Annotated in this window: 14 protein-coding genes and 1 tRNA gene; 6 read left to right on the top strand and 9 right to left on the bottom strand. The window is 66.7% G+C overall.

Annotation, left to right across the window (positions count from 1 at the left end; all coding sequences use genetic code 11):
- Nucleotides 1-91: 91 nt before the first annotated feature.
- The 3 genes from QY325_11690 to QY325_11680 are packed head-to-tail and all read left to right on the top strand — an operon-like array spanning nt 92 to nt 11,765.
- A complete protein-coding gene (locus tag QY325_11690) occupies nt 92-8,641 on the top strand; it encodes a gliding motility-associated C-terminal domain-containing protein (GenBank protein WKZ65422.1) in 8,550 nt (2,849 codons plus the stop codon).
- On the top strand, nt 8,638-9,558 hold the full coding sequence (locus QY325_11685; protein WKZ65421.1) for a type IX secretion system membrane protein PorP/SprF: 921 nt from the start codon (nt 8,638-8,640) through the stop codon (nt 9,556-9,558). Before QY325_11690 ends, QY325_11685 begins: the two co-directional genes overlap by 4 nt.
- 2 nt (nt 9,559-9,560) lie before the next feature.
- Nucleotides 9,561-11,765 (top strand): carboxypeptidase regulatory-like domain-containing protein, encoded by a 2,205-nt coding sequence (locus tag QY325_11680; protein WKZ65420.1) that lies wholly within the window; start codon nt 9,561-9,563, stop codon nt 11,763-11,765.
- On the opposite strand, the gene QY325_11675 is transcribed toward QY325_11680, so the two are convergent.
- Together QY325_11675 and QY325_11670 are read right to left on the bottom strand one after the other, a co-directional pair.
- Nucleotides 11,746-12,384, bottom strand: a complete 639-nt coding sequence (locus tag QY325_11675; protein WKZ65419.1) for a polysaccharide deacetylase family protein — start codon at nt 12,382-12,384, stop codon at nt 11,746-11,748. The genes QY325_11680 and QY325_11675 overlap by 20 nt on opposite strands.
- A 14-nt stretch (nt 12,385-12,398) precedes the next feature.
- The gene (locus QY325_11670; GenBank protein WKZ65418.1) at nt 12,399-15,761 is read right to left on the bottom strand and encodes a DUF2723 domain-containing protein; all 3,363 of its coding nucleotides are present in this window, start codon (nt 15,759-15,761) and stop codon (nt 12,399-12,401) included.
- Between the two features lie 162 nt (nt 15,762-15,923).
- Here QY325_11670 and QY325_11665 point away from each other — a divergent pair.
- Nucleotides 15,924-15,996: transfer RNA gene (locus QY325_11665), tRNA-Gln, on the top strand.
- 181 nt (nt 15,997-16,177) lie between these two features.
- Here QY325_11665 and QY325_11660 read toward each other — a convergent pair.
- From QY325_11660 to aspS, 4 genes are read right to left on the bottom strand one after another with little or no spacing between them, the layout of a single operon-like run.
- Nucleotides 16,178-16,939, bottom strand: a complete 762-nt coding sequence (locus QY325_11660; GenBank protein WKZ65417.1) for a zinc-dependent peptidase — start codon at nt 16,937-16,939, stop codon at nt 16,178-16,180.
- Between the two features lie 45 nt (nt 16,940-16,984).
- A complete protein-coding gene (locus QY325_11655; GenBank protein WKZ65416.1) occupies nt 16,985-17,410 on the bottom strand; it encodes a hypothetical protein in 426 nt (141 codons plus the stop codon).
- A gap of 1 nt (nt 17,411) precedes the next feature.
- Nucleotides 17,412-17,888, bottom strand: coding sequence for a nucleoside deaminase (locus tag QY325_11650; GenBank protein WKZ65415.1), 477 nt, complete (start codon nt 17,886-17,888; stop codon nt 17,412-17,414).
- A 12-nt stretch (nt 17,889-17,900) separates the two neighbouring features.
- Nucleotides 17,901-19,652, bottom strand: a complete 1,752-nt coding sequence (gene aspS, locus QY325_11645; GenBank protein WKZ65414.1) for an aspartate--tRNA ligase — start codon at nt 19,650-19,652, stop codon at nt 17,901-17,903.
- A gap of 158 nt (nt 19,653-19,810) precedes the next feature.
- On the opposite strand from aspS, the gene QY325_11640 reads away from it, so the two are divergent.
- Nucleotides 19,811-20,236 (top strand): DUF4345 domain-containing protein, encoded by a 426-nt coding sequence (locus QY325_11640; protein WKZ65413.1) that lies wholly within the window; start codon nt 19,811-19,813, stop codon nt 20,234-20,236.
- A gap of 54 nt (nt 20,237-20,290) precedes the next feature.
- Here QY325_11640 and QY325_11635 read toward each other — a convergent pair whose 3' ends face one another.
- The 3 genes from QY325_11635 to QY325_11625 are packed head-to-tail and all read right to left on the bottom strand — an operon-like array spanning nt 20,291 to nt 23,615.
- Complete coding sequence (locus tag QY325_11635; GenBank protein WKZ65412.1) at nt 20,291-21,181, bottom strand: polyphosphate kinase 2 family protein; 891 nt, start codon at nt 21,179-21,181, stop codon at nt 20,291-20,293.
- A gap of 41 nt (nt 21,182-21,222) precedes the next feature.
- A complete protein-coding gene (locus QY325_11630; protein WKZ65411.1) occupies nt 21,223-22,362 on the bottom strand; it encodes a cystathionine gamma-synthase in 1,140 nt (379 codons plus the stop codon).
- 35 nt (nt 22,363-22,397) lie between these two features.
- Entirely contained in the window at nt 22,398-23,615 is a 1,218-nt protein-coding gene (locus QY325_11625; GenBank protein WKZ65410.1) for a lysylphosphatidylglycerol synthase transmembrane domain-containing protein, read from the bottom strand.
- A gap of 43 nt (nt 23,616-23,658) precedes the next feature.
- Here QY325_11625 and QY325_11620 point away from each other — a divergent pair, with 43 nt between their 5' ends.
- Nucleotides 23,659-24,582 carry a DMT family transporter gene (locus QY325_11620; protein ID WKZ65409.1) on the top strand — a complete coding sequence of 308 codons (924 nt, stop codon included), beginning with the start codon at nt 23,659-23,661 and terminating at the stop codon, nt 24,580-24,582.

The raw sequence follows: 24,582 nt of genomic DNA, 5'->3' as shown, positions 1-24,582 counted from the left end.
TACGGCCGTGGGCATTTCCCTTGCCCTGCCCCGGGGCGATCTCAGTACCTTGCCGCCCCTTTTCGGGCGTGGCCCGTTGCGCGTGGGAGTGATGCAGCCGAGATTGACCCTGGCCTTTTCAGCCCTCCTGCTGGCGGCGCTTGCGTTGGTGCCCCGGACGGCCCAGGCCCAGGATTGCATCGCCGACCAGGACCAGCAGTTCGAGTCGTGCTCGGCGAGTTTCTATGACTCGGGCGGTGCGGGCGGCAACTACGCTAGCAACCTCGATGTCACGATCACCATCTGCCCCACGGGCGGCCCGGGCGCAGGCCCATTCACAGCGGTACGGTTCATCACGTGGGACCTGGCCGGCGGACCGCCGCCTGGCGACCGTTTGGAGGTGTTTGACGGAGCAACCACCGGCGGCACGCTGCTGGCCACTGGCACCAGCATCACCTCGCTCGCCGGGCAGACCTTTACCGCCACGGACGCCACCGGTTGCCTGACCTTCCGTTTCCAGAGCGATGGCAGCGGAACGGCCGCCGGCTGGCAGGCGCGGATCGTGACCACCCCTTGGCCAGGCACGGCAGGCAGCGCTACAGTCTGCTCCAGCGGCCCGACGCTGGACCTCTTCAGCCTGTTGGGAGCCCTGCCCGACCCCGGTGGGTCCTGGACCGCACCAGGGGGCGCTTCCCACAGCGGAACACTCAATCCGGCCATCGACCCCGGGGGTACCTATACCTATACCCATGCAGGCGCGCCTCCCTGTCCGGATGCCAGCGCTGCCGTCACGGTGACCCGGGTTCTGGCACCTAGCGCGGGCACCAACGGCACTGCCACCTTCTGCGCCACCGGGGCCTCTGCTGCCCTCATCAACTTCCTCGGCGGCACCCCCGATGCCGGCGGCACGTGGTCAGGTCCCAACGGACCGCACAGCGGCACCTTCAATCCCGCAGTGGACCCTGCGGGCACCTACACCTACACCGTGATGGGCGCACCGCCCTGCGCGAACGCCTCTGCCACGGTGATCGTGACGGTGAATCCCCCGGCCAATGCAGGTACCAGCGGCTCCACCAGCGTGTGCAGCAACGGCGCCCCCTTCGCGCTCATCGGCATCCTCGGCGGCAGCCCGCAGCTCACCGGCGCATGGACCGGCCCCGGCGGCGCTCCTGTCAGCGGCACCTACACGCCCGGCACCAGCACGCCCGGTGTGTACACCTACACGGTGCCCGGTCTGCCGCCCTGCCCGGCCGCCATCTCCACCGTTACCGTGCTGCAGACCCCGGCGCCCAATGCCGGCATCTCGCGCAGCATCACGGTCTGCAGCGATGATGCACCCTTCTCCATGGTCGGTCAGCTGCTCGGGTCGCCCGATGCGGGCGGAACCTGGTTGGGGCCGCTTGGCGCCCATGGCGATCAGTTCAATCCCGCTGTGGACCCCGCCGGCGCCTATACCTACACGGTGGCCGGTACCGGCCCTTGCGCCAATGCCAGCGCCACCCTCACCATCACCGTGCGCCAGCGCCCGAGTGCCGGGACCAACGGGAGCATCACGCTCTGCACCACCGATGGCAGCTTCAACCTTTTCAGCGCCTTGGGGGGTACCCCGAATGTGGGGGGCACTTGGCGCGACCCCAGCAATGCCGTGCATTCCGGCATTTTCATTCCGGGCACAAGTGCGACCGGGGCCTACACCTACACGGTAACCGGCCTGCCGCCCTGCGCCCCCAGCAGCGCCACGGTGACGGTGGCCGTGAACACGGCACCAAACGCCGGAACTGGGGCAGGCACCACGGTCTGCTCCAACGATGCGTCCTTCAGCCTCTTCGGCTTGCTCGGGGGATCGCCCCAGGCGGGCGGTACCTGGACCGGGCCGCTGGGTGCGCATAGCGGCACCTTCAATCCCGCCAGCGACCCCGCCGGCGCCTACACCTACACGGTGCTCGGCCTCGCCCCGTGCGCCAACGCCAGCGCCACCGTGAACGTGACGGTGAACCCCGCACCGCAGGCCGGCACCGATGGCAGCCGCACCGTGTGCGCGAACGCGGCCGATTTCGACCTGATTGATGAGCTCGGCGGTTCGCCTTGGACGACCGGCACTTGGACTGCGCCAGGCGGCGGGGCAAGCACCGGCATCTTCACCCCGGGCACCAGTCCCGCCGGCGTCTACACCTACACCGTGACCGGTCTGGCGCCCTGCGCCCCCGCCATCGCCACGGTCACTGTTGGCGTGGTGGCTCCGCCGAACCCCGGCACCAATGGCAGCATCACCGTCTGCAGCAGTGATGCCCCGGTGAATCTCTTCGCCTTGCTGGGCGGAAGCCCGCAGCCGGGAGGAACGTGGACCGCCCCGGGAGGTGCGCCCCATAGCGGCACCTACCTCCCCGGCACCCAAGCCGGCGGGAATTACACCTATACCGTGGCGGGCACGACGCCTTGCGGCCCGCTCAGCGCCGTGGTACAGGTGAACCGCGTGATCGCGCCGAATGCCGGCACGAACGGCACCATCACCGTGTGCAGCACCAATGGGCCTTTCGATATGCTCACGGCGCTGGGTGGCAACCCCAATGGCACCGGTTTCTGGCTCAACGCAACGAACCAGCCGGTGAGCGGCACCTTCACCCCCGGCATCACGCCGGCCGGCACTTACACCTACGTGGTGCCGGGCACGGCACCGTGCGCGAATGATTCCGCCACGGTGACCGTGGTGGTGAACCAGGCGCCGAATGCGGGCACCAACGCCTCCACCGTGGTGTGCAGCACGGATGCCGCATTTCCCCTGATCGGCGTGCTGGGCGGCACGCCCGATGCAGGCGGGCAGTGGACGCGCCCCAACGGCACCCCGCACAGCGGCATCTTCACACCGGGCCAGAGCGCGGCGGGCGGCTACACTTACACCGTTCAGGGCCTGACCCCCTGCCTCAATGCCACCGCGGTGGTGACCGTGAGCGTGACGCAGCGCCCCAATGCGGGCACCGATGCGACCGTTACGCGCTGCTCGAATGCGCCGCCGGTAAACCTCTTCGGCCAGTTGGGCGGCACGCCGCAGACGGGAGGGACCTGGAGCGGGCCATCGAGCATCCCCTCCGGCGTCTTCACGCCCGGCACCGATCTCCCGGGTGATTATGTGTATACCGTGGCGGGCACCGCCCCCTGCGCGGATTCCAGCGCCACGGTGACCGTGGTGGTCAACCAGGCACCGAACGCAGGAGGTGACGGCAGCATCACCATTTGCCAAGGAACCCCGAGCGTCGATCTCTTCAGCGTGATCACTGCACCATTCGACCTCACCGGCACATGGACGGAACAGGGCACGCCCACGGGGCAGCTCGCCGGCAGCTTCTTCAACACCGCAGCCCTGCCGCCTGGCACGTACACGTTCCGGTATGAGGTTCCGGGAATCGGCGGCTGCGCTGCCGATGAGTCGAATGCCACGGTGGTGATCGTCGCGCTGCTCGATGCGGGCACCAGCGGCACGCTTCCGGCTTGCAGCAGCAACAGCGCGGTGAACCTCTTCAGCGGGCTGGGCGGCACCCCTCAGCCCGGTGGGCTATGGATCGACCTCAGCGGCACGGGCGCGCTCACCGGGCAGTCCTTCAACGCCACGCAGGTGTCCGCGCCGGGCACCTACGCATTCCGGTACCGACTCACCGGGGCGCTCAGCTGCGCGGCGGATTCCGCCACGGTGACCGTGAACGTGACCGCTGCGGCGAACCCAGGCTGCGATGGAGCCGTGACCTTCTGCAGTACGCTGGGCCAGCCCCAGAGCCTGATCGCCTACCTGGGTTGCAGCCCGCAGCCGGGCGGTCAGTGGCGCAGGAATACACCTGCCGGACCCAGCTTCAGCGGGTCCTACACGCCCGCCACCGACAACGCAGGCATCTTCTACTATGTCTTCAACCAGGGTGCGCCGTGCAGCACGGTATGGGCTGCGGTGACGGTGACGGAGGTGGAAGGGCCCGATGCCGGGCTTCCCAACTCGGTGCAGAAATGCAGCAGCGATGCGCCCTTCAATATGACGGCCTCGCTGAACGGCACGCCCGATGCGGGTGGGCAGTGGTTCTTCAACAGCGTGCCGCACGGCCCCACGTTCGTGCCGGGGCTCGATGCGCAAGGGGTGTATGAGTACCGGGTCACGGGACAGGCGCCATGCCAGCCCGTTTCCTCCTTCCTCACAGTGAGCGTGACCAACCGGGCCAACGCCGGCTGCAACAGCGGATTCACAGCTTGCAGCACGGCGCCCCAGTTCCAGCTCTTCCCGCTGCTGACGTGCAACCCGGATTTCGGGGGCTTCTGGCTCGACCCCAACCTGGCGCCGCACCTCTCGGGGGCCTACACGCCCGGCACGAGCCTGCAGGGCGACTACCGCTACATCGTGCCCGGAAACCCGCCTTGCGCCAATGACACGTCCATCGTGAGCGTGTTCGAGACGCCCTCGCCCAATGCGGGCTGTCCCGGCAATGCCTCCTTCTGCGCACTGCCCGGCAGCCCCGGTGTACCGTTGATCAACTACCTGGGCTGCGCGCCGAGCCCCTTCGGCACCTGGGTGGGCCCGGCACCCGGCAATCCGCCCTTCAGCGGCCTCTTCGTGCCGGGGGTTTCCGCCGCAGGCGTCTACACCTACACGGTCACCGTGCCGGGCTGCGGCAGCGCTAGCGCCACGGTGAGCGTACAGGTGAGCGATCCCTCGAACGCGGGCTGCAGCGCATCAATCTTCAAATGCAGCAACGATGCCGCCTTCGGCATGGCGGACCTCTTGGGATGCGCGCCAGCGGCCAACGGATCCTGGTCGGGCCCCTTGCCTTCCACCGCCGGCATGAACGGGGTCTTCACGCCGGGGGCCACGGCACCTGGCACCTATCGCTACACCGTGCCGGGCAACGGAGCCTGCCCGAGTGCGACCGCCGACCTCACCGTGAATGTGACGCAGCGGCTGGAGGCCGGCGCGAACAGCAGCCTGTCGCTCTGCCGAACGGCGGGCGCCGCACCCCTCTTCCCCTTGCTGGGGCCTACGGCGCAGGCGGGCGGCAGCTGGTTCTACAACAGTGTCACGCCGCACTCGGGCACCATCCAGCCCAGTATCGCCGCTGCGGGGAGCTATGTGTACCGACATGCCGCGAACGGCCCCTGCGCCGCCGATTCAGCCATCGTGAGCGTGCAGCTCTTCGATGAGCCGAATGCGGGATGCGATGGACTGGTGCAGGTCTGCAGCGATGCGCAGCCCTTCATCCTCTTCGCCAGCCTCGGCTGCGGGGCGGAGCCGGGAGGGTTGTGGTTCAACCCGCAGGGCGCGCCGCACACGGGCATCTTCAATCCGATGACCGATGGCAGCGGTTCGTACAAGTACCGACTGGCGGGGAATGCCGGCTGCGGCCCCGACTCGGCCTATGTGACCGTGCTGCTGTTCGATGCCGTGGATGCGGGCGGGAACGGACAGGTTCAAGTGTGCAGCAATGCGCCCCAGTTCCAGCTCTTCGACCTTCTCCTCGGTACACCGGATCCCGGCGGCGCATGGTACGACCCATCGGGTGGCGTGGTGAGCGGCACCTACATCCCCGGCACCTCCGACCCCGGCCCATACAAGTACAAAGTGGTCGGCCAAGGGCCCTGCGCCAGCGATAGCGCCACGGTGACGGTGTTCGAGAGCGCGGCGCCCGAACCGGGCATCGCCACCATCGGCGCGCTTTGCAGCAGCCAGGGGCTCACCTCCTTGATCGGCCTGCTAGCGGGCACGCCTGATGCGAACGGCACTTGGACCTTCGGCAATACGGAGGTTCCGCCCTTCATCAACCCGGAGAGCGACCCTCAGGGCATCTACACCTACACTGTGGCCGGAATCGCTCCCTGCCCGGATGCCAGCGCTTCCGTCTCCATCACGATCACGCAGCAAGCCCTTGCCGGCACGGATGGTTCCATTACTGCGTGCGAAGGGGCGTCCGCCATCGCGCTGGTGAGCGGCCTTGGCGGCACGGTGACGCCCGGTGGCGCATGGATCAACGGTTGCGGCCTGGGCACCCTCACCAATGGGGTCTATGACGCAAGCGCGCTGGTGGATGGGCAGGGCTGCGGCTTCACCTACCTGCATGCGGCCGATGGGCCTTGCCCCGCAACGAGCGCATCGGTAAGTCTGATCATCGTGGGCGCGCTCGATGCCGGGGATGACATCGCGCTGCAGGCCTGCCGCGGCGACCTGCTCGACCTGTTCGATGCCTTGGGCGGAGCGCCCCAGCCCGGAGGGGCCTGGCAGAACCAGGACAATGCCCCGGGCTTCAATGCGGCTGGTCTATTCAACACCGCGGCGGTTCCAGCGGGCACCACATGGCGCTTCGATTACGTGCTGCCCTCGCTGCCGCAATGCGATGGGGATACCGCCCGCGTGACAGTGGAGGTGATCAGCGGCCCCTTCGCCGGCAACGGCGGCCCCCTCTCCGTCTGTGCGAATTCACCGCCGATCAACCTGGGCACAGCGCTCTCCGGCGATCCGGACGCTGGCGGCACGTGGTTCAATCAGAATTGGCAGCCTGTGGTCAACGGCGTATTCCTACCCTCCTTCGGCAGCGGTGCCTACTACTACGTGGTGAGCGGGAGCGGCGTATGCCCCGCGGATACCGCGACCGTGACGGCTGCGGTGACTCAGCCGCCGAACGCGGGCAATGACACGGGTATCGCCATCTGCTCCATCGATTCGCCCGTGGTGCTCTTCACGCTCTTGGGGGCCAGCGCCCAGTCCGGTGGCACGTGGACCTTCACGCCGCAGGGCGGCGGCACGCCCACCCCGCACTCGGGCACCTATAACCCCGCCGTGGATGCGCCAGGCACTTATCGCTATCGTGTCCTTGGTATACCACCGTGCGCCGACGATTTCGCGAACGTGACGGTGACCGAGCCGCAGGCCCCGGACGCCGGCTGCGATGCCTCTGCAACATTGTGCTCCAATGGATCGTCCGTTCCGCTCCTTACACTGCTCGGATGCGTGCCCCAGACCGGCGGCTCCTGGATCAATGTCACCGCTGGCGGCACCCCACACGGCAATCAGTTCAATCCGGCCGTCCATTCCCCCGGCGTGTACCGCTACCGGCTGACGGGAACTGCGCCCTGCCCGAACGACAGCGCCGAGGTCACCATCGCCGTGAACCCGGCAACCAACGCCGGTCAGAGCGCGACGATACAGGCCTGCCAGACGCAGACGGAGGTGGACCTCTTCGCTGCACTCGGCCCCAGTGCGCAGGGCGGCGGCACATGGACGGACAACAATGGATCCGGCGCGCTCGCGGGCAGCCTGTTCAACCCATCCGCAGCCGGCAACGGCAGCTGGGGGTTCACCTACACGGTCACCGGCCTTGCGCCCTGCCAGAGCTCCTCCGCCAACGTGACGGTTCAGGTGGGCGTGGGCAGCAGCGCTGGAACGGATAGCACGCTGGTGCTTTGCGGCAATTTGGGAGCCTACGACCTGTTCAATGCGCTGGGTGGGTCGCCCCTTCCCGGAGGCACTTGGACCGACCCAACCGGTACCGGCGCCCTCGGGGCAGGCGGGGTGTTGAACGTCGGCCTGTTGCCAATCGGCGGCGCATCGCCCTTCGTGTACACGATCGAGGACGCCGGCTGCGGAACCGTTTCCGCAGTTGTGCTCGTGACGGCGGCTCCGTTCCCGGTGGCGGGCACGGGCACGAGCCTCACCCTTTGCTCCACCTCCGATGCGATTGACCTCTTCGGTCAGCTGGATGGCGGCCCCGACAGCGGTGGCAGCTGGACGAACCCCGGCGGACAGGCTCACAGCGGCAGCTTCATTCCCGGCACGGATGCCCCGGGCAGCTACACCTATACCGTTGCGGGCACCGCACCGTGCGCCGATGCCACGGCGGTGGTGACCATCACCGTGAATGCTCCGCCGGATCCCGGCAGCAACGGCGAACTGCTGGCTTGCGACACCGTGGAGGCGCTGGATCTCTTCGCAGGGCTGCAGGGTGCTCCGCAGGCGGGCGGCTCCTGGGAGGACCTCAACGGCACCGGCGGCCTCACGGGCGGGTTCCTCAACACCACCGCCATCCCGGCAGGCGAGTACTACTACCGCTACACCGTCTCCGTGCCGGGCTGCAGTGACGCAACGGCCCTGGTGAAGGTGAACGTGGTGGTCGGCGTGGAGGTGTCGGAGCCTGTGCGGACGTGCATCGAGCGCGACCGGACCTACACGGTGAGCTTCGTGATCGCCTCCGGCGATCCGGCGACCTACGTGGTCAGCGGCCTGCCGGGCGCTATCACCACGGAGGCCCCCTACACGTTCACCAGCGAGCCCTTGTTCACCAGCGAGGATTTCGAGGCCTTCGTGCGCGACCAGTATGGCTGTAATGCGGTGCGCGTTGCTGGCGGCAGTCCGTGCGCATTCACCGAGCCGGTCTTCGTGCCGGAAAGCTTCTCGCCCAACGGCGATGGGGTGAACGAGCGGCTGCTCATCCCCGGGATCGAAGGCTACCCCGCCAACACGCTCGTGATCTTCAACCGATGGGGCGGGAAGATGTACGAGGCGAGCGGCTACGACAACCGCAACGTGGTGTGGGACGGCACCTCGTCCTACGGAACCGCTCCGGCCGGCACGTATTTCTACGTGCTGGAACTGGGCGCCGGCAGGGAGGCCATCACCGGATTCATCTACCTCAACCGATGAACGCCGCGCGCACGCTCCTCCTTGGCTTCGCCACGGCCGCCCTGCTCCAGGCACGCGCGCAGCAGGATCCGCTGTACAGCCAGTACATGTTCAATACGCTGGCGGTGAACCCGGGCTATGCGGGCAGCGCCGACATCTTCACCGTCATGGCGCTGAGCCGCCATCAATGGGTCGGCTTCACCGGAGCGCCCGCCACCCAGACGGTGCTGGCGCATACACCCCTGCCGGCCCGCAGCATGGCCATGGGGCTTTCCCTGCTGAACGACAAGGTGGGCCCGACGCGGCAGACGGGCGGCTATGTCGATTTCGCCTACCGCATCCGCACCGGCAAGTCGTCGCGCCTGGCCTTCGGGCTCAAGGGGGGCGCCAACCTGTACCAGGCCGATCTGGCATCGCTCAGTTCCGTGGACCCCGACCAGGCGAATGTCAGCATCGCGGGCAAGGCCCTGCCCAATTTCGGCTTCGGTCTCTACTGGCACGGGCCGCGCTTCTATGCTGGACTCAGCGCGCCCAAGCTCCTCGAGAACGACATCGATGCGGTGCAGGCCGCGGGCATCGTCACGGCGGCGGAGCGCCGGCACTACTTCCTTGTCGGCGGCTATGTGATCGATATCGATCGCAGCACCCGTTTCCGGCCTTCGGTGATGGTGCGCATGGTGAATGGCGCGCCGCTCTCCATCGACCTCAACGCGAACTTCCTCTTCCGCGACCGCATCTGGCTCGGAGGCATGTACCGCGTGGGCAACAGCTTCGGCCTCCTCGGGCAGTACCAGGTCAATGATCAGTTCCGGATCGGCTATGCCTTCGACCTCACCACCACCAGCATCGGGGCGTACAACGGCGGCACGCACGAGGTGATGCTGAACTACGACCTGCGCTTCTTCACCGGGCGGACGGTATCGCCGCGCTACTTCTAGCCATGGTTGCCCGCATCGCCTCCCTGCTCCTGCTGTTGCTGATCACCGCCGCCGTGCGCGGGCAGGGCAATGCGGATCCCTTCATCCGCGAGGCCGACCGCCACTACCAGCAGATGGCCTATGCCCGTGCCGCCGAGCTCTACCGCACGGCCGCTGAGCTCGGTGCCGTCAACGAGCATGTCACCAAGCGCTTGGCGGATTGCAGCATGCGGCTGGGCGACATGGTGGAGGCGGAGCGCTGGTACGCCGTGGTGGTGAAGTTCCTAAACCGTGAGCCCATCGACCTGTACCGGTACGCGGAGGCCTTGAAGGCCAATGGACGCTACGAGGAGGCCGAGCAATGGATGGACCGCTACCTGGCGCTTGTGCGGCCCGAAGGGAGTGAGCTGCGGAGCAACATCGCGCTCTTCGCCCGGAAGCTCATGATGGATCAGGACCGCTTCAATGTGAGGCGCGCGGCCATCAACACCGCGGGCCCCGACCTCGCCGCCGCATGGCTGGGGGAGGGCCGGGTGGTCTTCAGCTCATCGCGCCAGGGCACTGGCATCATCGAGCGCCGTGCGGCATGGAACGCGCAGCCCTTCCTTGACCTCTTCACCGCCGATGTGACCCCGACCGGCGACCTGGCGAATGTGGCGCCCCTGGCCGGAACGGTGAACACGCGCTACCATGAGGGGCCCGCCACGGCCAGCACCGGCGGCGATGTCATCTGGTTCACGCGCAACAACTACTTCAAAGGCCGCACGCGCCGCAGCCAGCGGGGCATCAGTAGGCTGGCCATCTTCCAGGCACGCCGAACGGGCACGGGGTACGGGGCGGAGGAGCAGTTCCTCTACAACAACAGCGAGGTGTCCATCGGGCACCCCGCGCTCTCGCCCGACGGGAAGCGGCTCTATTTCGCAAGCGACATGCCCGGCGGGCAGGGCGGCACCGACCTCTATGCCTGCGACCTGGTCGACGGGCAATGGAGCGAGCCCCGCAACCTGGGCCCCGCCATAAACACGCCGTTCAACGAGGTCTTCCCCTTCGTGGCCGCCGACGGCAGCCTGTATTTCGCCAGCAACGGCCACCCGGGGCTCGGCGGACTGGACATCCTGCGCGCAACCGCAGGCACCGATGGCGGTTTCGTCGGCGCACTCAATCTGGGCGCTCCCGTGAATGGGCCCCGAGATGATTTCGCCTTCATCATCGATGCGGCCGGCAAGCGCGGCTTCTTCACCAGCAATCGCCCGGGCGGCGCCGGTGACGACGACATCTACGCCTTTGAGATGCTCGCTCCGCTGGAGGAGCGCTACCTGTGCACCGGGCGGGTGATCGACGATGAGCTGGAGATGCCCGTGAGCGATGCCGAGGTGAGCCTCTACGAGCTGGATGGCGGCCTGGTGGCGACGACCACCACCGATGCGAAGGGGGAGTACACCTTCAGCGTGCGGCAGGGACGCACCTACCGCATCACCGCGCGCATGAAGGGCCGTTTCGAAGGGGAGCAGCACCTGAGCACCGAGCGCATCGAACGGGAGCTCATCGCATCGCGCGACATCCACCTGGTGAGCGATGCCGGGGTGTGGCTCCGCGGCGCGGTGCGCATCAAGGGGCGGCCCGGGTTCGTGGCCGGAGCCAAGGTGTGCGCAGTGAACCTAAGCAGCTTCAGCTCCGATTGCCGCACCACCGGCGAGGGCGGGGACGTGTCCATGCGCCTGCAGACCAACGAGGACTTCGAGGTGCTCATCGAGAAGACCGGCTACTTCAGCCTCAGCATTCCGATCTCCACCATCGGCATGCGGCACGGTATCATCGACCTTGGCCAGGCCCGTGACCTTGAGCTGGAGGAGGTCGTCGTCGGCCAGCCCATCGCCTTCCGGCACATCCGGTGGCGTGATCGCAGCGCGCAGCTCGATCCCGCGGCCAAGGGCGAGCTCGATGCGCTGGCGGAACGCTTGGGCGTGAATCCGGGTGTGGCGATCGAGGTGGGCGTCCACGCCGATGCGCGCGGCGACCTGCAGGAGGAGCAGGCCCTGAGCCAGGTGCGGGCGGACGCCATTGCCGCCTACCTCACCGGCAAGGGCATCGCCAAGGACCGCGTGAAGGCGCGCGGCTTCGGCGCCTCGCGGCTGCTGAACCACTGCGCCCCCGGCGTGCAATGCACGGAGGAGGAGCATGCCGTGAACCGGCGCGTGGAATACACGGTCACTTCGGTAGCGCCGTAGGGCCGGGTTCCGGCAGGCGCAGGAAGCGGTAGCCCATGCCGGACAGCCGGTCGAGCGCGGCCGGCAGGGTGGCGCGGAGCAGGCGCTCGGCCTTCAGGCTGTCGTGGAAGACGATGATCGATCCCGGGCGCGCGGCAGCGGTCACCCGGTGCAGGCAGCGCCCGGGGCTGAGCCGGGAGTCGTAGTCGGCGCTGAGCACATCCCACATCACCACTTGGTAGCGCGAACGGAGCGCCTTGAACTGACGCGCACCGATCCGTCCGTATGGAGGCCGGAACAGGCTGGACCCGGTGCAGGCACGGGCACGCTCCACATCGGCGAGGTAAGCATCCGTGGTTGTGCGCCATCCATCGGGGTGGCTCCAGGTGTGATTGCCGATGCCGTGCCCCTCATCCCGGACTTGCTGCACGATGCCCGGATGCGCAGAGGCGTTCCGCCCCAGCATGAAGAAGGTGGCCTTGGCACGATGCGCGCGCAACGTGTCCAGAACCCAGGGTGTGAGGCCCGGCAGGGGGCCGTCATCGAAGGTGAGGAAGAGCACGCGCTCCTCGGTGCGCATCCGCCACATGGCCCCGGGCAGGAGCCAGCGCAGCGGAGGCGGAACGCGTGCCGGCACCATGGCCCGCTGCGCGATCAGAAGCGGGCCCGGCTCATGCGCGGTTGGCGGCCGTTGGCCTTGCTCATGCGATAGAGCTGGTCGGCTGCCTGGAAGCGGGCTTCCAGCCCTCCGCCGAAAGCGCTGTCCGCTGCGCTCGCCACGGAGGCCAGGCGGCCCATGACCGCATGCGTGATCTCCGTCTCCTTGGCCAGCGGGGCCGCAAAGCGGGGCTCCAGGCTCGTGTACCAGGCGAGGTTCTCCTCCATGATTGTGAAGAGCCGTTCGGCGAGCGCATTGCCTTTGGCGCTGTCACCGATGGCGTAATAGGCTTCCACAGTGGGCAGGAGCACACGGTCGAAGGGCACGTTGCGGTCGGGCATCTTCTCGAGGCTCAGGTCCAGGATGGTGCGGGCCTCCTCTTTGCGCCCTTCGGCGATGAGGGCCTCGGCGAGCGCACTGAGCTGAAGCCGCAGGTTGGTGGTCATCCGCAGGATGTTCTCGTCCAGGTAGATGTCCTCCTCGGTTTCCATGTTCCCCCAGCGGAACTTGGTGGTCACCGTTTCGAACATGCGGTCGGTCGCCACGGAGCCGAGGCTGCCGGTCCGCGGGTCGCTCGGCGTGTACACGGGCACCACGCGGTACGTGAGGCCCTCCAGCTGGAAGTGGTCCTGCAAGCCGATGTAGCTGTCGGGCCCCGTGGTGACCGCGAAGTAGATGGGCCGCGACCAGTCGTTGTTCGCGAGGAGGTCGAGCACGAGGAAGTGGTTCTTCATCACGGCCGACCGGCCCACGCGCCAGGTGATGGCATCCTCGATCCGTGCGGTGTCCTTGGGCGGAACCACGTCGTTGGCCAGCACCTGCGCGCGGTTCACCGGTATGGAGAAGGCATCGGCGGGGATGTAGGCGAAGCGGTCGTTGCCGGAGCGCTGCAGGTTCCGGTCGTCGATGGCATAGGCGATGGCCTTGCGCAGGTCCATCACGTTCGGGCTCTTCTCATCGCGCGGCACCAGGTAGACGGCATCGCGCGTCCCTTGCCTGTACTTGTCCGGCGGTATCGTGAACGGGACGGGGTCGCTCTCGTAGGCCTTCCGCCGCATCTGGTCGATGTACCAGTCGGTGTTGAGCAGGCTGAGGTTCACCACGCGCACGTCGGTGCGGATACCCTCCACCTCCTGGGCGTACCACAGCGGGAAGGTGTCGTTATCGCCATTGGTGAAGAGGATGGCATTAGGCGCGCAGCTTTCCAGGTAGTCGCTCGCCAGGTCGCGCGCAGGGGTCCGGTTGCTGCGGTCATGGTCGTCCCAGCCGTCGGCCACCATCACGGCCGGCACGGCCAGCCCCACCAGCGTGGCCAGCACACCGTGGGCAAGGTCCGCGCGCAGCGCCTTCCCGAGCAGGACGAAGCATGCAACCGCGCCGACGCCTACAAGGGCCATGAAGAAGAGGATGTATGACACCGCATGCCCATCGGACGCGAGGCCCTCCACCAGGTACTTCAAGGCCCCGAGGCCGAGCGCACTGGCGGCGACGACCCCGAGGTCGCGCACGGAGATGGAACGCGCCGCCTCATAGAGGGCGAAGACCCCCAGGCCGATCCAGATGGCGAAGGCATAGAACGAGCCGACGTAGGCGTAGTCGCGCTCGCGTGGCTGGTAGGGCGTCTGGTTGAGGTAGATGACGATGGCCACGCCCGTGAAGAAGAAGAGCAGCATCACCACGCTCCAGTCTCGCCCGTGCCGAAGCAGCTGGTATACGAAGCCGATGAGGCCAAGGATGAGCGGCAGCAGGTAGTAGCGGTTGAAGCCCTTGTTGCGGGTCATGCTGCTGGGCAGGGTGTCCTGGTTGCCGAGGCGCTCGGCATCGATGGCCTTGATGCCCGTGAGCCAGTTGCCGTCCATGATGTTGCCGCTGCCCTGCACATCGTTCTGGCGCCCGGCGAAGTTCCACATGAAGTAGCGCCAGTACATCCAATCGAGCTGGTAGGCCATGAAGAAGCGGAAGTTCTCCGCCTGCGTGGGCTTGTAGATGCGCGTGGGCTTGCCCTGCCGGTCGGTGCCGCGCATGGGCACGCCCTTGAACTCGCTCCAGCTCTTGTAGGCCTGCACATGGCTGGCCTGGCTGCTGTACATGCGCGGGAAGAGCATGGTGAACTGCGGGTCGTAGACGATCTCCGTCCCCTTCCGCGGGTCCGTCACGATGTACTCGTGCTTCACCTCGTGGCCTGGATTGAGCTCCGCGAAGTGGTTGGCGCTCCAACGGTCGTAGAACCGCTGCACCGTGCGGCCGCCCTTCTGCACGAGATAGGTGGCGGTGTGCACCGGCGTGCCGTCCTTGCGCTCATTGGCATAGGGGCTGTCCCAGAACTGGCCGATCAGCAGGGGCCGGTCGCCGTATTGTTCGCGGTTCAGGTAGCTCAGCAGGTTGAAGACGTTCTCCGGGTTGTTCTCGTCGATGGGCGGGTTGGCCACGCTGCGCACCACGATCATGGCATAGGTGCTGTAGCCCACCAGGATCACGCTCACGCCCAGGATCACCGTGTTCCAGAGCACGAGCCCGCGCTGCTGGGTCCAGCGGATGCCCATCACCAGCAGCGTGATGATCAGCAGGGCGTAGAACAGCACGCCGGAGTTGAACGGCAGCCCGAAGTCGTTGACGAAGAGCAGCTCGAACTTGCCGGCCACCTGCACGATGCCCGGGATGATGACGGCCTGGATGGCCCCCAGGATGACAGCGGAGACCACGAAGGTGACGGCCACGCCCTTGGTGCTGACCGGGTAGCGCTTGAAGTAGTAGACGAAAGCGATTGCCGGGATGCAGAGCAGGTTGAGCAGGTGCACGCCGATGCTCAGCCCCATGAGGTAGGCGATGAGGATGAGCCAGCGGATGTTGTGGGCCTCATCGGCCACGCTCTCCCACTTGAGGATGGCCCAGAACACGATGGCGGTGAAGAAGCTGGAAAGGGCGTATACCTCGCCCTCCACGGCACTGAACCAGAAGCTGTCGCTCCAGGTGTAGGCCAGCGCCCCCACGATGCCGCTGCCCAGGATGGCCGCCACTGCTCCGCTGGTGAGCGCCCGGCCGTCGCGCGTGGCCAGCTTGTGGGCCATGTGGGTGATGCTCCAGAAGAGGAAGAGGATGGTGAAGGCGCTGGCCAGGGCGCTCAGGATGTTCATGGCCACCGGCACGTTCTCCGGGCTCACGAAGGCGCTGGCCACCCGGCCCAGGATCATGAACAACGGGGCGCCGGGCGGATGGCCCACCTCCAGCTTGTACGCCGTGGCGATGAACTCCCCGCAATCCCAGAAGCTGGCCGTGGGCTCGATGGTGGAGATGTAGGTCCAGGCGGCGACCAGGAACACCACCCAGCCGGTGATGATGTTCAGCTTCTTGTAGTCCATGGAGCGGGCGTCTCGGAAAGTGGCGAAAGTATCAAAGTGATTCCGGGGGCCTGGCCATGGTGTGTTGGATCTTGTTAATTTCGCCGCGCTTTTGGCCGGGGGCGGGGCATCCCCCTCGCAACCGGCCAAAGCCCGCCGCAAGGTGGGCAGCGGCACCAGCGATGGCCGATGGTGTAACTGGCAACACGTCTGATTTTGGTTCAGAAGAGTCCAGGTTCGAGCCCTGGTCGGCCAACTCCGAGAGTACGAAGCCCCGCGCGAGCGGGGCTTCGTCATTTCCGCAGGGCCGACCGGTGCGGGAAGCCTGTCCCGCACGGGCCCGCGGGCGGGGAATGCGCGCGATGCAGGAAGCCCTGGCCCCTCATCCGGTGCGGAGTCGGGCCATCAGGAAAGGGGGCCTTGCCCGGCCGGGCAGGCTAGCCCACCGACGCCGGGTCCTGCTTCAGCAGCTGCGAGAGGGTGGCGTACAGCCCGGGCTCGGCAGTGCGGAAGTCCTTCGGCTGCTCGAAAAAGTACTCCACCGCCACGGCGAAGAACTCCGCTTGGTTGGTGCCGGCGTAGTCGCGGAAGTAGTGGGGCTCGCCTCGCTTGATCCGCGCCACATGCTCCGAAGCCTGGCGTTGCCAATGGACCAGTGCCGCACCGTCGAGGAACCGGTGCTCGTCGTTCTCGATGGCATTCTCGAACCAGAGGGCATGGGCCAACTCGTGGAGGCCTACGTTGTGCGCATCGCGGCTGTGCGCATAGCCGTGGACGAAGTCCTCCCAGCTGATGATGATGATGCCCGGCCGCGGGCGCACCTCGCCCTGGTGCATGCGCCCGGTCTTGGGTGAGCGGTAGGTGTCAGGGTAGACCACGATCCGCTCGAAGTGCGCGAGCACCAGGTCCGGGTAGCCCATGAGCAGCTGCGCGGCGCATGCGCTGATCATCACCTTCATCTCCTCCTCCACCTTGATCCCCGCGCCGATCCAGTCCTTCTCCTGGAGGAAGGAGGCGGTGATGCGCTCCATGCGCTCCCTGCCGGCTGCGTCGAGGCGCTGGTACTGAATGGCGTACCTGGCCAGGATGGCCCTGTGGCCCGGGGAAAGCACGGTGCGCAGCGCACGGCTGCCCTTCTTTTCATCGCGCAGCAGCGCATATGCCACGGCAATGAGCAGGATGATCAGGAGTAGTTCCACCTTGCCTTGTCAGGATCGAGGGCGCTTCCGCAGGGTCGCCATGGATCAGCCGGTCGGCATCGTCCAGCGCAGGAAGCGGGTTTCGGTCGGTGCCCGTCCAACTAGGACGAAGAGTCCGGAGGCGGCGAGCACGGCGTGGGCAAAGGAGTCCGTGAGCAGGTAGAGCACGGTGTTCAGCATGCAGGGGGCTTCAATCAGTGCCCAATGGAGGATCAGGGCTGTGCGGAGCGCGGAGGAGCCCTCGGGGAGGGAGGGGTCGATGCCCATTCGCATGCGCCGCCTGAAGAGGAGGAAGGAAAGGACGATCAGGCCCATGGACACCACACCGACCGCGAGGAAGGCGGTCGCCAGCCCTTCCATGCCGGGTGCGCGCGCAGCGAACTGCGAGGCGACCGCAAGGAAGAGCGCGCATCCCGTGATCAGGGCCATGTGCAGGATGCGCAGCGAACGGACTTCCTGTTCCGGGAGCATCTCAATAAGCGGTCTTGTCCGGCTTCGCCTTCCACGCTTCAAAGACCGGAAGCGCCTCCTCGCGCAGCATCGTCAGCATCGGCAGGCGCCGATCTCCGGGCGGCAGCGGCAGCTCGTCGTAGATCAGCTGGTCATCGAAGCCCGCATCGGCGGCATCCGCACGGGTGCCTGCGTACACCACGCGGTCCGGCCGGGCCCAATAGATGGCGCCCAGGCACATGGGGCAGGGCTCGCAGCTGGTGTAGAGCGTGCAGCCTTCGAGCTGGAAGGAGCCAAGCGCCCGGCATGCTTCGCGGATGGCCAACACCTCGGCGTGCGCCGTGGGGTCGTTGCTGCTGGTCACCCGATTGTTGCCCCGGCCGATGATGACGCCGTCCTTCACGATCACGCAGCCGAAGGGACCGCCGTCGTTGCGGTCCATGCCGGCTCGGGCCAGGGCGATGGCCTCACGCAGGAAATGCTCGTCGGTCCCTGTCATGGTGACCGAAGTTCAGGCTTTCAGGTGGATGCCCAGCTCCGTGAGCTGCTCGTCATCGATCCGGCTCGGCGCGTCGATCATCACATCCCTGCCCGCATTGTTCTTCGGAAAGGCGATGAACTCCCGGATGTCCGTGCGGTGGCCGAAGAGGCTCACCCAGCGGTCGAAGCCGAAGGCCGCGCCGCCGTGCGGAGGAGCGCCGTACTCGAAGGCGTCCATCAGGAAGCCGAACTTGTAGCGGGCGTCCTCATCGATGAAGCCCAGCACGCGGAACATGGCCTCCTGCATGGCGCGGTCGTGGATGCGGATGCTGCCACCGCCGATCTCGGTGCCGTTGATCACCAGGTCGTAGGCGTTGGCGCGCACGCTGCCGAGGTCCTGCTGGTCGAAGAGCTTCTGCGCGTCCTCGGGCTTCGGCGCCGTGAAGGGGTGGTGCATGGCGTGCCAGCGGCCCGTCTCTTCGTCCTGCTCCAGCAAGGGGAAATCGACCACCCACAGCGGCTTGAAGACCTTGGGGTCGCGGAGCTTCAGCAGGTCGCCGAGGTGCAGGCGCAGCTCGTTCAGTTGCTTGCGGGTCTTGTCCAACTTGCCGGCCATGATGCACAGCAGATCGCCCTGTTGCATGCCGAAGCACTCCGCCCAGCGCTGCAGGTGCTCGGGCGTGTAGAACTTGTCCACCGTGCTCTTCAGGCCCTCTTCGGTCCACTTCACGAATACGATGCCCGTGGCGCCGACCTGCGGGCGCTTCACGAAGTCGATGAGCGCGTCGGTCTGTTTGCGGCTCCAGCCCGCGCAGCCCTCGGCGTTGATGCCCACCACCAGCTCGGCCTCGTCGAACACCTTGAAGCCCTTGCCCTGCACGAGGTCGTTCAGCTCGTGGAACTTCATCCCGAAGCGCAGGTCGGGCTTGTCGCAGCCGTAGCTCCGCATCGCCTCATCGAAGCTCATGCGAGGGAAGGGCGCGTTGAACTCGACCCCGTGGATGGCCTTGAACAGGTGCTTGGCCATGCCCTCGAAGGTGTTCAGGATGTCTTCCTGTTCCACGAAGGCCATCTCGCAGTCGATCTGCGTGAACTCAGGCTGCCGGTCCTGGCGCAGGTCCTCGTCGCGGAAGCACTTCACGATCTGGAAGTAGCGGTCAAAGCCGGCCACCATCAGCAGCTGCTTGAAGGTCTGCGGGCTCTGCGGCAGCGCGTAGAACTCGCCTTGGTGCATGCGGCTGGGCACCACGAAATCGCGGGCTCCTTCGGGCGTGCTCTTGATCAGCACGGGGGTCTCCACCTCCAGGAAGTGCTGTGCGCTGAGGTAGTTGCGCACCTCGATGGCCATGCGGTGGCGTAGTTCGAAGTTGCGGCGCACGCTGGCGCGGCGCAGGTCGAGGTAGCGGTACTTCATCCGCAGCTCATCGCCGCCGTCGGTTTCCTCCTCGATGGTGAAGGGCGGCGTTTTGGCGGCGTTGAGCACCTTCAGTTCGGTGACGATGAGCTCGATCTCGCCGGTGGGGATGTTGGCATTCTTGCTCTCGCGCTCGCGCACAGTGCCGGTGGCCTGCACCACGAACTCGCGGCCCAGCTGGCGGGCCTGCTCACACAGCCCTTTGTCGCGCTCCATGTTGAAGCCGAGCTGGGTGATGCCGAAGCGGTCGCGCAGGTCCACGAAGGTCATGCCGCCCAGGTCGCGGGCGCGCTGGACCCATCCGGCCAGGGTCACGGTGGTTCCGGCGTCAGAGAGGCGGAGCTCGCCGCAGGTGTGGGTACGGTACATGGAGCGGGGAACGGGTCGCGAAAATAGGCCGCTGCACCCGGCCGTGCATCCCGCCATCGGAGGGCCGATGCAGCGGATGGCCCCGCCGGTTCTTGATGCACATCAAGCGCCCCCCGCAGGGCACCCCGATACGTTTGCGCCCATCAAAACGAACAACGATGAGAACGAATCGAATCCTTGATGCAGCGGCCTGGTCGCTGGTCGGCATCTCCGCGCTCGGCGTGGGTGCGGTGAGCGCAATGGCCTTCATGGACCCGCAGGCCGTGATGGACCTGGTGCAGGTCGATCTGGGCACCACCGATGCTTACAGCTCCATCCGCGGCGTATACGGCGGGGTGGGCGCCACGCTCCTGGTAGTGCTGCTGACGCTGGCGCGCCGGCATCGGCGCGAGGCCATGGGCTTCCTCGGCGTGCTCTGGGGGATGTACGCGCTCTCGCGGCTCATCACCATCCGCATGGAAGGCGCGCTCGGCGACTTCGGCAGTCAGTGGCTGGTGATCGAAGCGGTGCTGTGTGCCGCGTCGTTCACGGTCTACGCGCTCATGGGCCGCCAGGCGCAGCGCGCTGCCTATTCACTGACCTAGGCCGCGCGCCTGGAGGCGTCCGCATCCGCTGGCGCCTCCAGACGCGCTTGGGCATCAGTGCCGCTCGGCCATGAGCGCCGCGCGCGCGGTGGCCAGTTGCTCCTCGGCGACCCGGTCGAGCACCGGATGCTGGAGGCGCAGCGACTCGAGCCGCTCCCGGATGAGCCGGCCGACCATGGCACGGCTCTCCCATTGCTCATCGGCGGGGACGATGTACCATGGCGCATGCGGCGCTGCGGTGGCGCCGATGGCCTGCTCGTAGGCGTTCATGTAGGTCTCCCAGTGTGCGCGCTCCTTGACATCACCGGCGTTGAACTTCCATTTCTTGGCGGGGTCCTCGATGCGCTCCAGGAAGCGCTCCTTCTGCACGCGCCTGCTCATGTGGAGGTAGAACTTCATCACCGCCGTTCCGCTGTCCGCCAGTTGCTTTTCCCACGACCGGATGGCTGCGTACCGGTCTTCCCAGAATGCCTCCCCGATGTCCTTCGCAGTGCGGATGCCGGGTATGCGCTGCCCGAGGATGAACTCCGGGTGGACGCGGGTGACGAGCACTTCCTCGTAGTGCGACCGGTTGTGGATGCCGATGTGTCCGCGCTCGGGAACGGCTTGGTAGTGCCGCCAGAGGAAATCGTGGCTGCGCTCGAGCGAGCTCGGCGCCTTGAAGCTCCATACGCGCACGCCTTGCGGATTCACTCCGCTCATCACGTGGCGGATGCAGCTGTCCTTGCCGGCGGCATCCATCGCCTGGAAGATGAGGAGCACGGCATGGCTCCCTGAAGCGTACAGCAGCTCCTGAAGGTCCGCGATGCGCTCTTTGTCCTTCTCCAGGCGGGCCTTCAGCTCCTTCTTGTCCTCGTCCGTGGGAAGGTCCGTAACATGGTCCTTCAGACGAAAGGCACCGGGGCGCTCCACGGCGAAGCGCGCATCATGCAGCAGGCTCTTCATGGGAGCAAGCTACCACGGGCGCGACCGGGGGCGGCAACCGGTCAGCGAAGCGCCTGATCCAGGTCGGCGATCAGGTCCTCAGCGTCCTCCAGGCCCACGCTCAGGCGGATCAGCGTGTCGGCGAGGCCGTTCCTGAGGCGCTCCTCGCGCGGGATGCTGGCGTGCGTCATGCTGGCAGGGTGGCCCAGCAGCGACTCCACGCCCCCAAGGCTCTCGGCCAGCGAGAACAGGCGGGTGCTGCTCAGCACCTTGGTCGCATCGGCCATGTCGTCGCCCTTCAGTGTGAAGCTGATCATGCCGCCGAAGCCGCGCATCTGGCGCTTGGCCACATCGTGGTTGGCGTGCGTGCCGAAGCCGGGCCAGTAGACCCTGTCCACCTTGGGGTGCTTCACCAGCCATTCGGCCACGGCCTTGCCGTTCTCGCAATGGCGCTGCATGCGCAGGTGAAGCGTCTTCAGGCCGCGGAGCACCAGGAAGCAGTCCATGGGACCGGGGGTGGCCCCGCTGCTGTTCTGAATGAAGGCCAGGCGCTCGGCGAGCTGCGCATCCTTAACGATGAGCGCGCCCATCACCACATCGCTGTGGCCCCCCAGGTACTTGGTCACGCTGTGCATCACGATGTCGGCGCCGAGGTCGAGCGGCGTCTGCAGGTAGGGGCTGGCGAAGGTGTTGTCCACGCCCAGCAGGCAGCCGTGCTTCCTGGCGATGGCGCTCAGGCCCGCGATGTCGATGATGCGCAACAGCGGGTTCGTGGGCGTCTCGGCCCAGATGAGCCGCGTGGCCGGGCTCATGGCGGCCTCCACGTTCTTCAGGTCGCCCATGTCCACGAACCTGAACTTCACCCCGAAGCCCTCGAAGATCTTCGTGAAGAGCCGGTAGGTGCCGCCGTAGAGGTCGTTGGTGCTCACCACCTCATCGCCGGGCTTCAGCAATTTGACGATGGCATCGATGCTGGCCATGCCGCTGCTGAAGCAGAGGCCGTGCGTGGCGTTCTCGAGCGCGGCCAGCGCGCTCTGCAGCGCGGTGCGGGTAGGGTTGTGGGTACGGCTGTACTCGTAGCCCTTGTGGTCCCCCGGCGCAGCCTGCACGTAGGTGCTGGTCTGGAAGATGGGCGTCATGATGGCCCCGGTGGAGGGGTCGGGTTCCACGCCGGCGTGGATGGCCTTGGTGCCGAACTTCATGGATCGATGATAAGGGGCGGCGAAGGTAGCGGCCGCTAGTTCTTCGGCTGTGTGGATCGGAACCAGCGCGGCAGCACCAGGGTGCCCATCACCAGGTACAGGTAGTAGCTGAGCAGCCGCCAGAGGATGGCGATGGCCCCGATGTAGCCCACTGCTGGCAGCAGGTCGCGGAAGAACCCGGCGAATGCGATCTCGGCGATGCCGCTGCCGCCCGGTGTCGGACTGATGAGCAGGATCACCCACATGATCAGCTGCCGGGCATAGAGCAGCAGGTGGTCTTCCACGGTGAAGAATGCGGCCACGACCAGGTTGATCACCAGGAAGCGGTTGGCCCAGGAGAAGCAGGTGGCGGCGAAGGCCTTCGCCCAGAAGCGCTTCGGCTTGCCCTTGAGCTCGGTACTGGTGATGGCGATGTCGTCCCCCACGCGTATCAGATAAGGCCGCCAGCGCCGCAGGAAGGGGATACGGAACAGGTGGAGCAGGATGAATTTGAAGGCCCGCGGGCGGAAGAAGACGCTGTAGAAGATGATGGTGACGAGAAGGACGATGAAGGCATAGCCGAGCCAGAAGATGGTGCGGATCGGCAGGCCCCAGAAGGCGTTGTCGAGCTCGCCCGGGAATAGGTGGTGCATGCCCACGGCGATGAAGACGATGGGGACCATCACCACGTAGAAGAGCTCGTCCATGAGTGCGGTGACAAGGACGATGGCCGTGGCGCGGCCCAGCGCAATCCCTTCCCGGCCGATGATGAACATGGCGATGCCGGAGCCGCCCACCACGGATGGCGTGAGGGCCGAGGCAAATTCCCAGAGGAAGGTGACATTGAAGCTCTGCCGCCAGGTGAGATGGCCGTCGCTCAGCACGCGGAGGCGGTAGATGTAGCCCAGGTCGCGGAAGGCGGTGGCCACCACGGCCAGCAGGATCCAACAGGTGCTGTGCCAGGTCCAGTCCACCGTGCGCAGCGTCTCCCGCGCTGTCATCCGCTTGTAGGCGCCCTGCCCCGGAGCCGTTGGCGTGAACTCGGCCGCTTCGGCGAGGTCGGCGATGCGATTGCCGTTCGCATCCGTCCAGGCATGGTCGCCCTTGCCGGGTCCGACATGCTCGTACCGTACCTTGCCCAAGTCGCGCCAGAGCAGCCAGGCCGAGGCCAACAGCCCGATCACCACCGGGATCATCACCCGCCCCAGCCGGAACTTGCTCCGGAATTCCTGCTCCTGCTGGTGCATCCCCTGCTTACCCATCGGTGCGGCCATCGTCGGGCTAAAGGTATCCGTCCGCACATTCGCGCTCCCAGCCATGGATGAACGCGCACGGGCCCACCTCGGCCTCTTCACGGTCAACGCCATCTACGGGCTCAACTACGTGGTGGCCAAGGGCCTCATGCCGGGCGTGATCGCACCGGGGGGCTTCATCCTGCTCCGCGTGCTGGGCGCATCGGTCCTGTTCTGGCTGCTGCGCGCGCTCCGTCCCCAGCGCGTGGCGTGGGCCGATTGGTCCCGTATGCTCCTCTGCGCCGTCTTCGGCGTGGCGCTCAACCAGCTCATGTTCTTCCACGGGCTCATGCGCACCTCCCCGATCAATGCCAGCATCATCATGGTGGCCACGCCCATCCTGGTGCTCATCCTGTCCGGTGTCCTCATCGGCGAGCGCATCTCGCGCCGAAAGGTGCTGGGCGTGGTGCTCGGCGCCATCGGCGCGCTGGCGCTGATCCTGCTCAGGCCAGCCGGCGCAATGGCCGGTTCCACGGCGCTCGGCGATGCCTTCATCCTCATCAATGCCGCCAGCTACGGCCTCTATCTGGTGATGGTGAAGCCGCTCATGCGCCGCTATTCAGCCGTTACCGTGATGGCCTGGTGCTTCCTCATCGGCGCATTCCTGGTGCTGCCGTTCGGTTGGTCCGACCTGCATGCGGTGGACTGGCCGGCGCTCACGGCCCCTGCGCTGATCGCCATGGCTTTCGTGGTGGTGATGGTGACATTCGTGGCCTATCTGCTGAATACCTGGGCGCTGGGCGTGGTGAGCCCCAGCGTTGTGGGCATCTACATCTACCTGCAGCCGCTGCTGGCCGCCTTCATCACCTGGCTCTTCATGCGCATCGGACCGGACCGCTTCGGGCTGACGGGCGGTTACGAGGCAGCCTTGGGCTGGCATCAGGCGCTGTGCGCTGCGCTCATCATGGCGGGCGTGCATCTGGTGAACGCGGCGGATCGCGAGCGCTAG

Source organism: Flavobacteriales bacterium (assembly GCA_030584065.1).
Taxonomy (GTDB): Bacteria; Bacteroidota; Bacteroidia; order Flavobacteriales_F; family PHOS-HE28; genus PHOS-HE28.
Note: the sequence above shows the minus strand (reverse complement) of the source record. Positions and strands in the feature narration are given on the sequence as shown.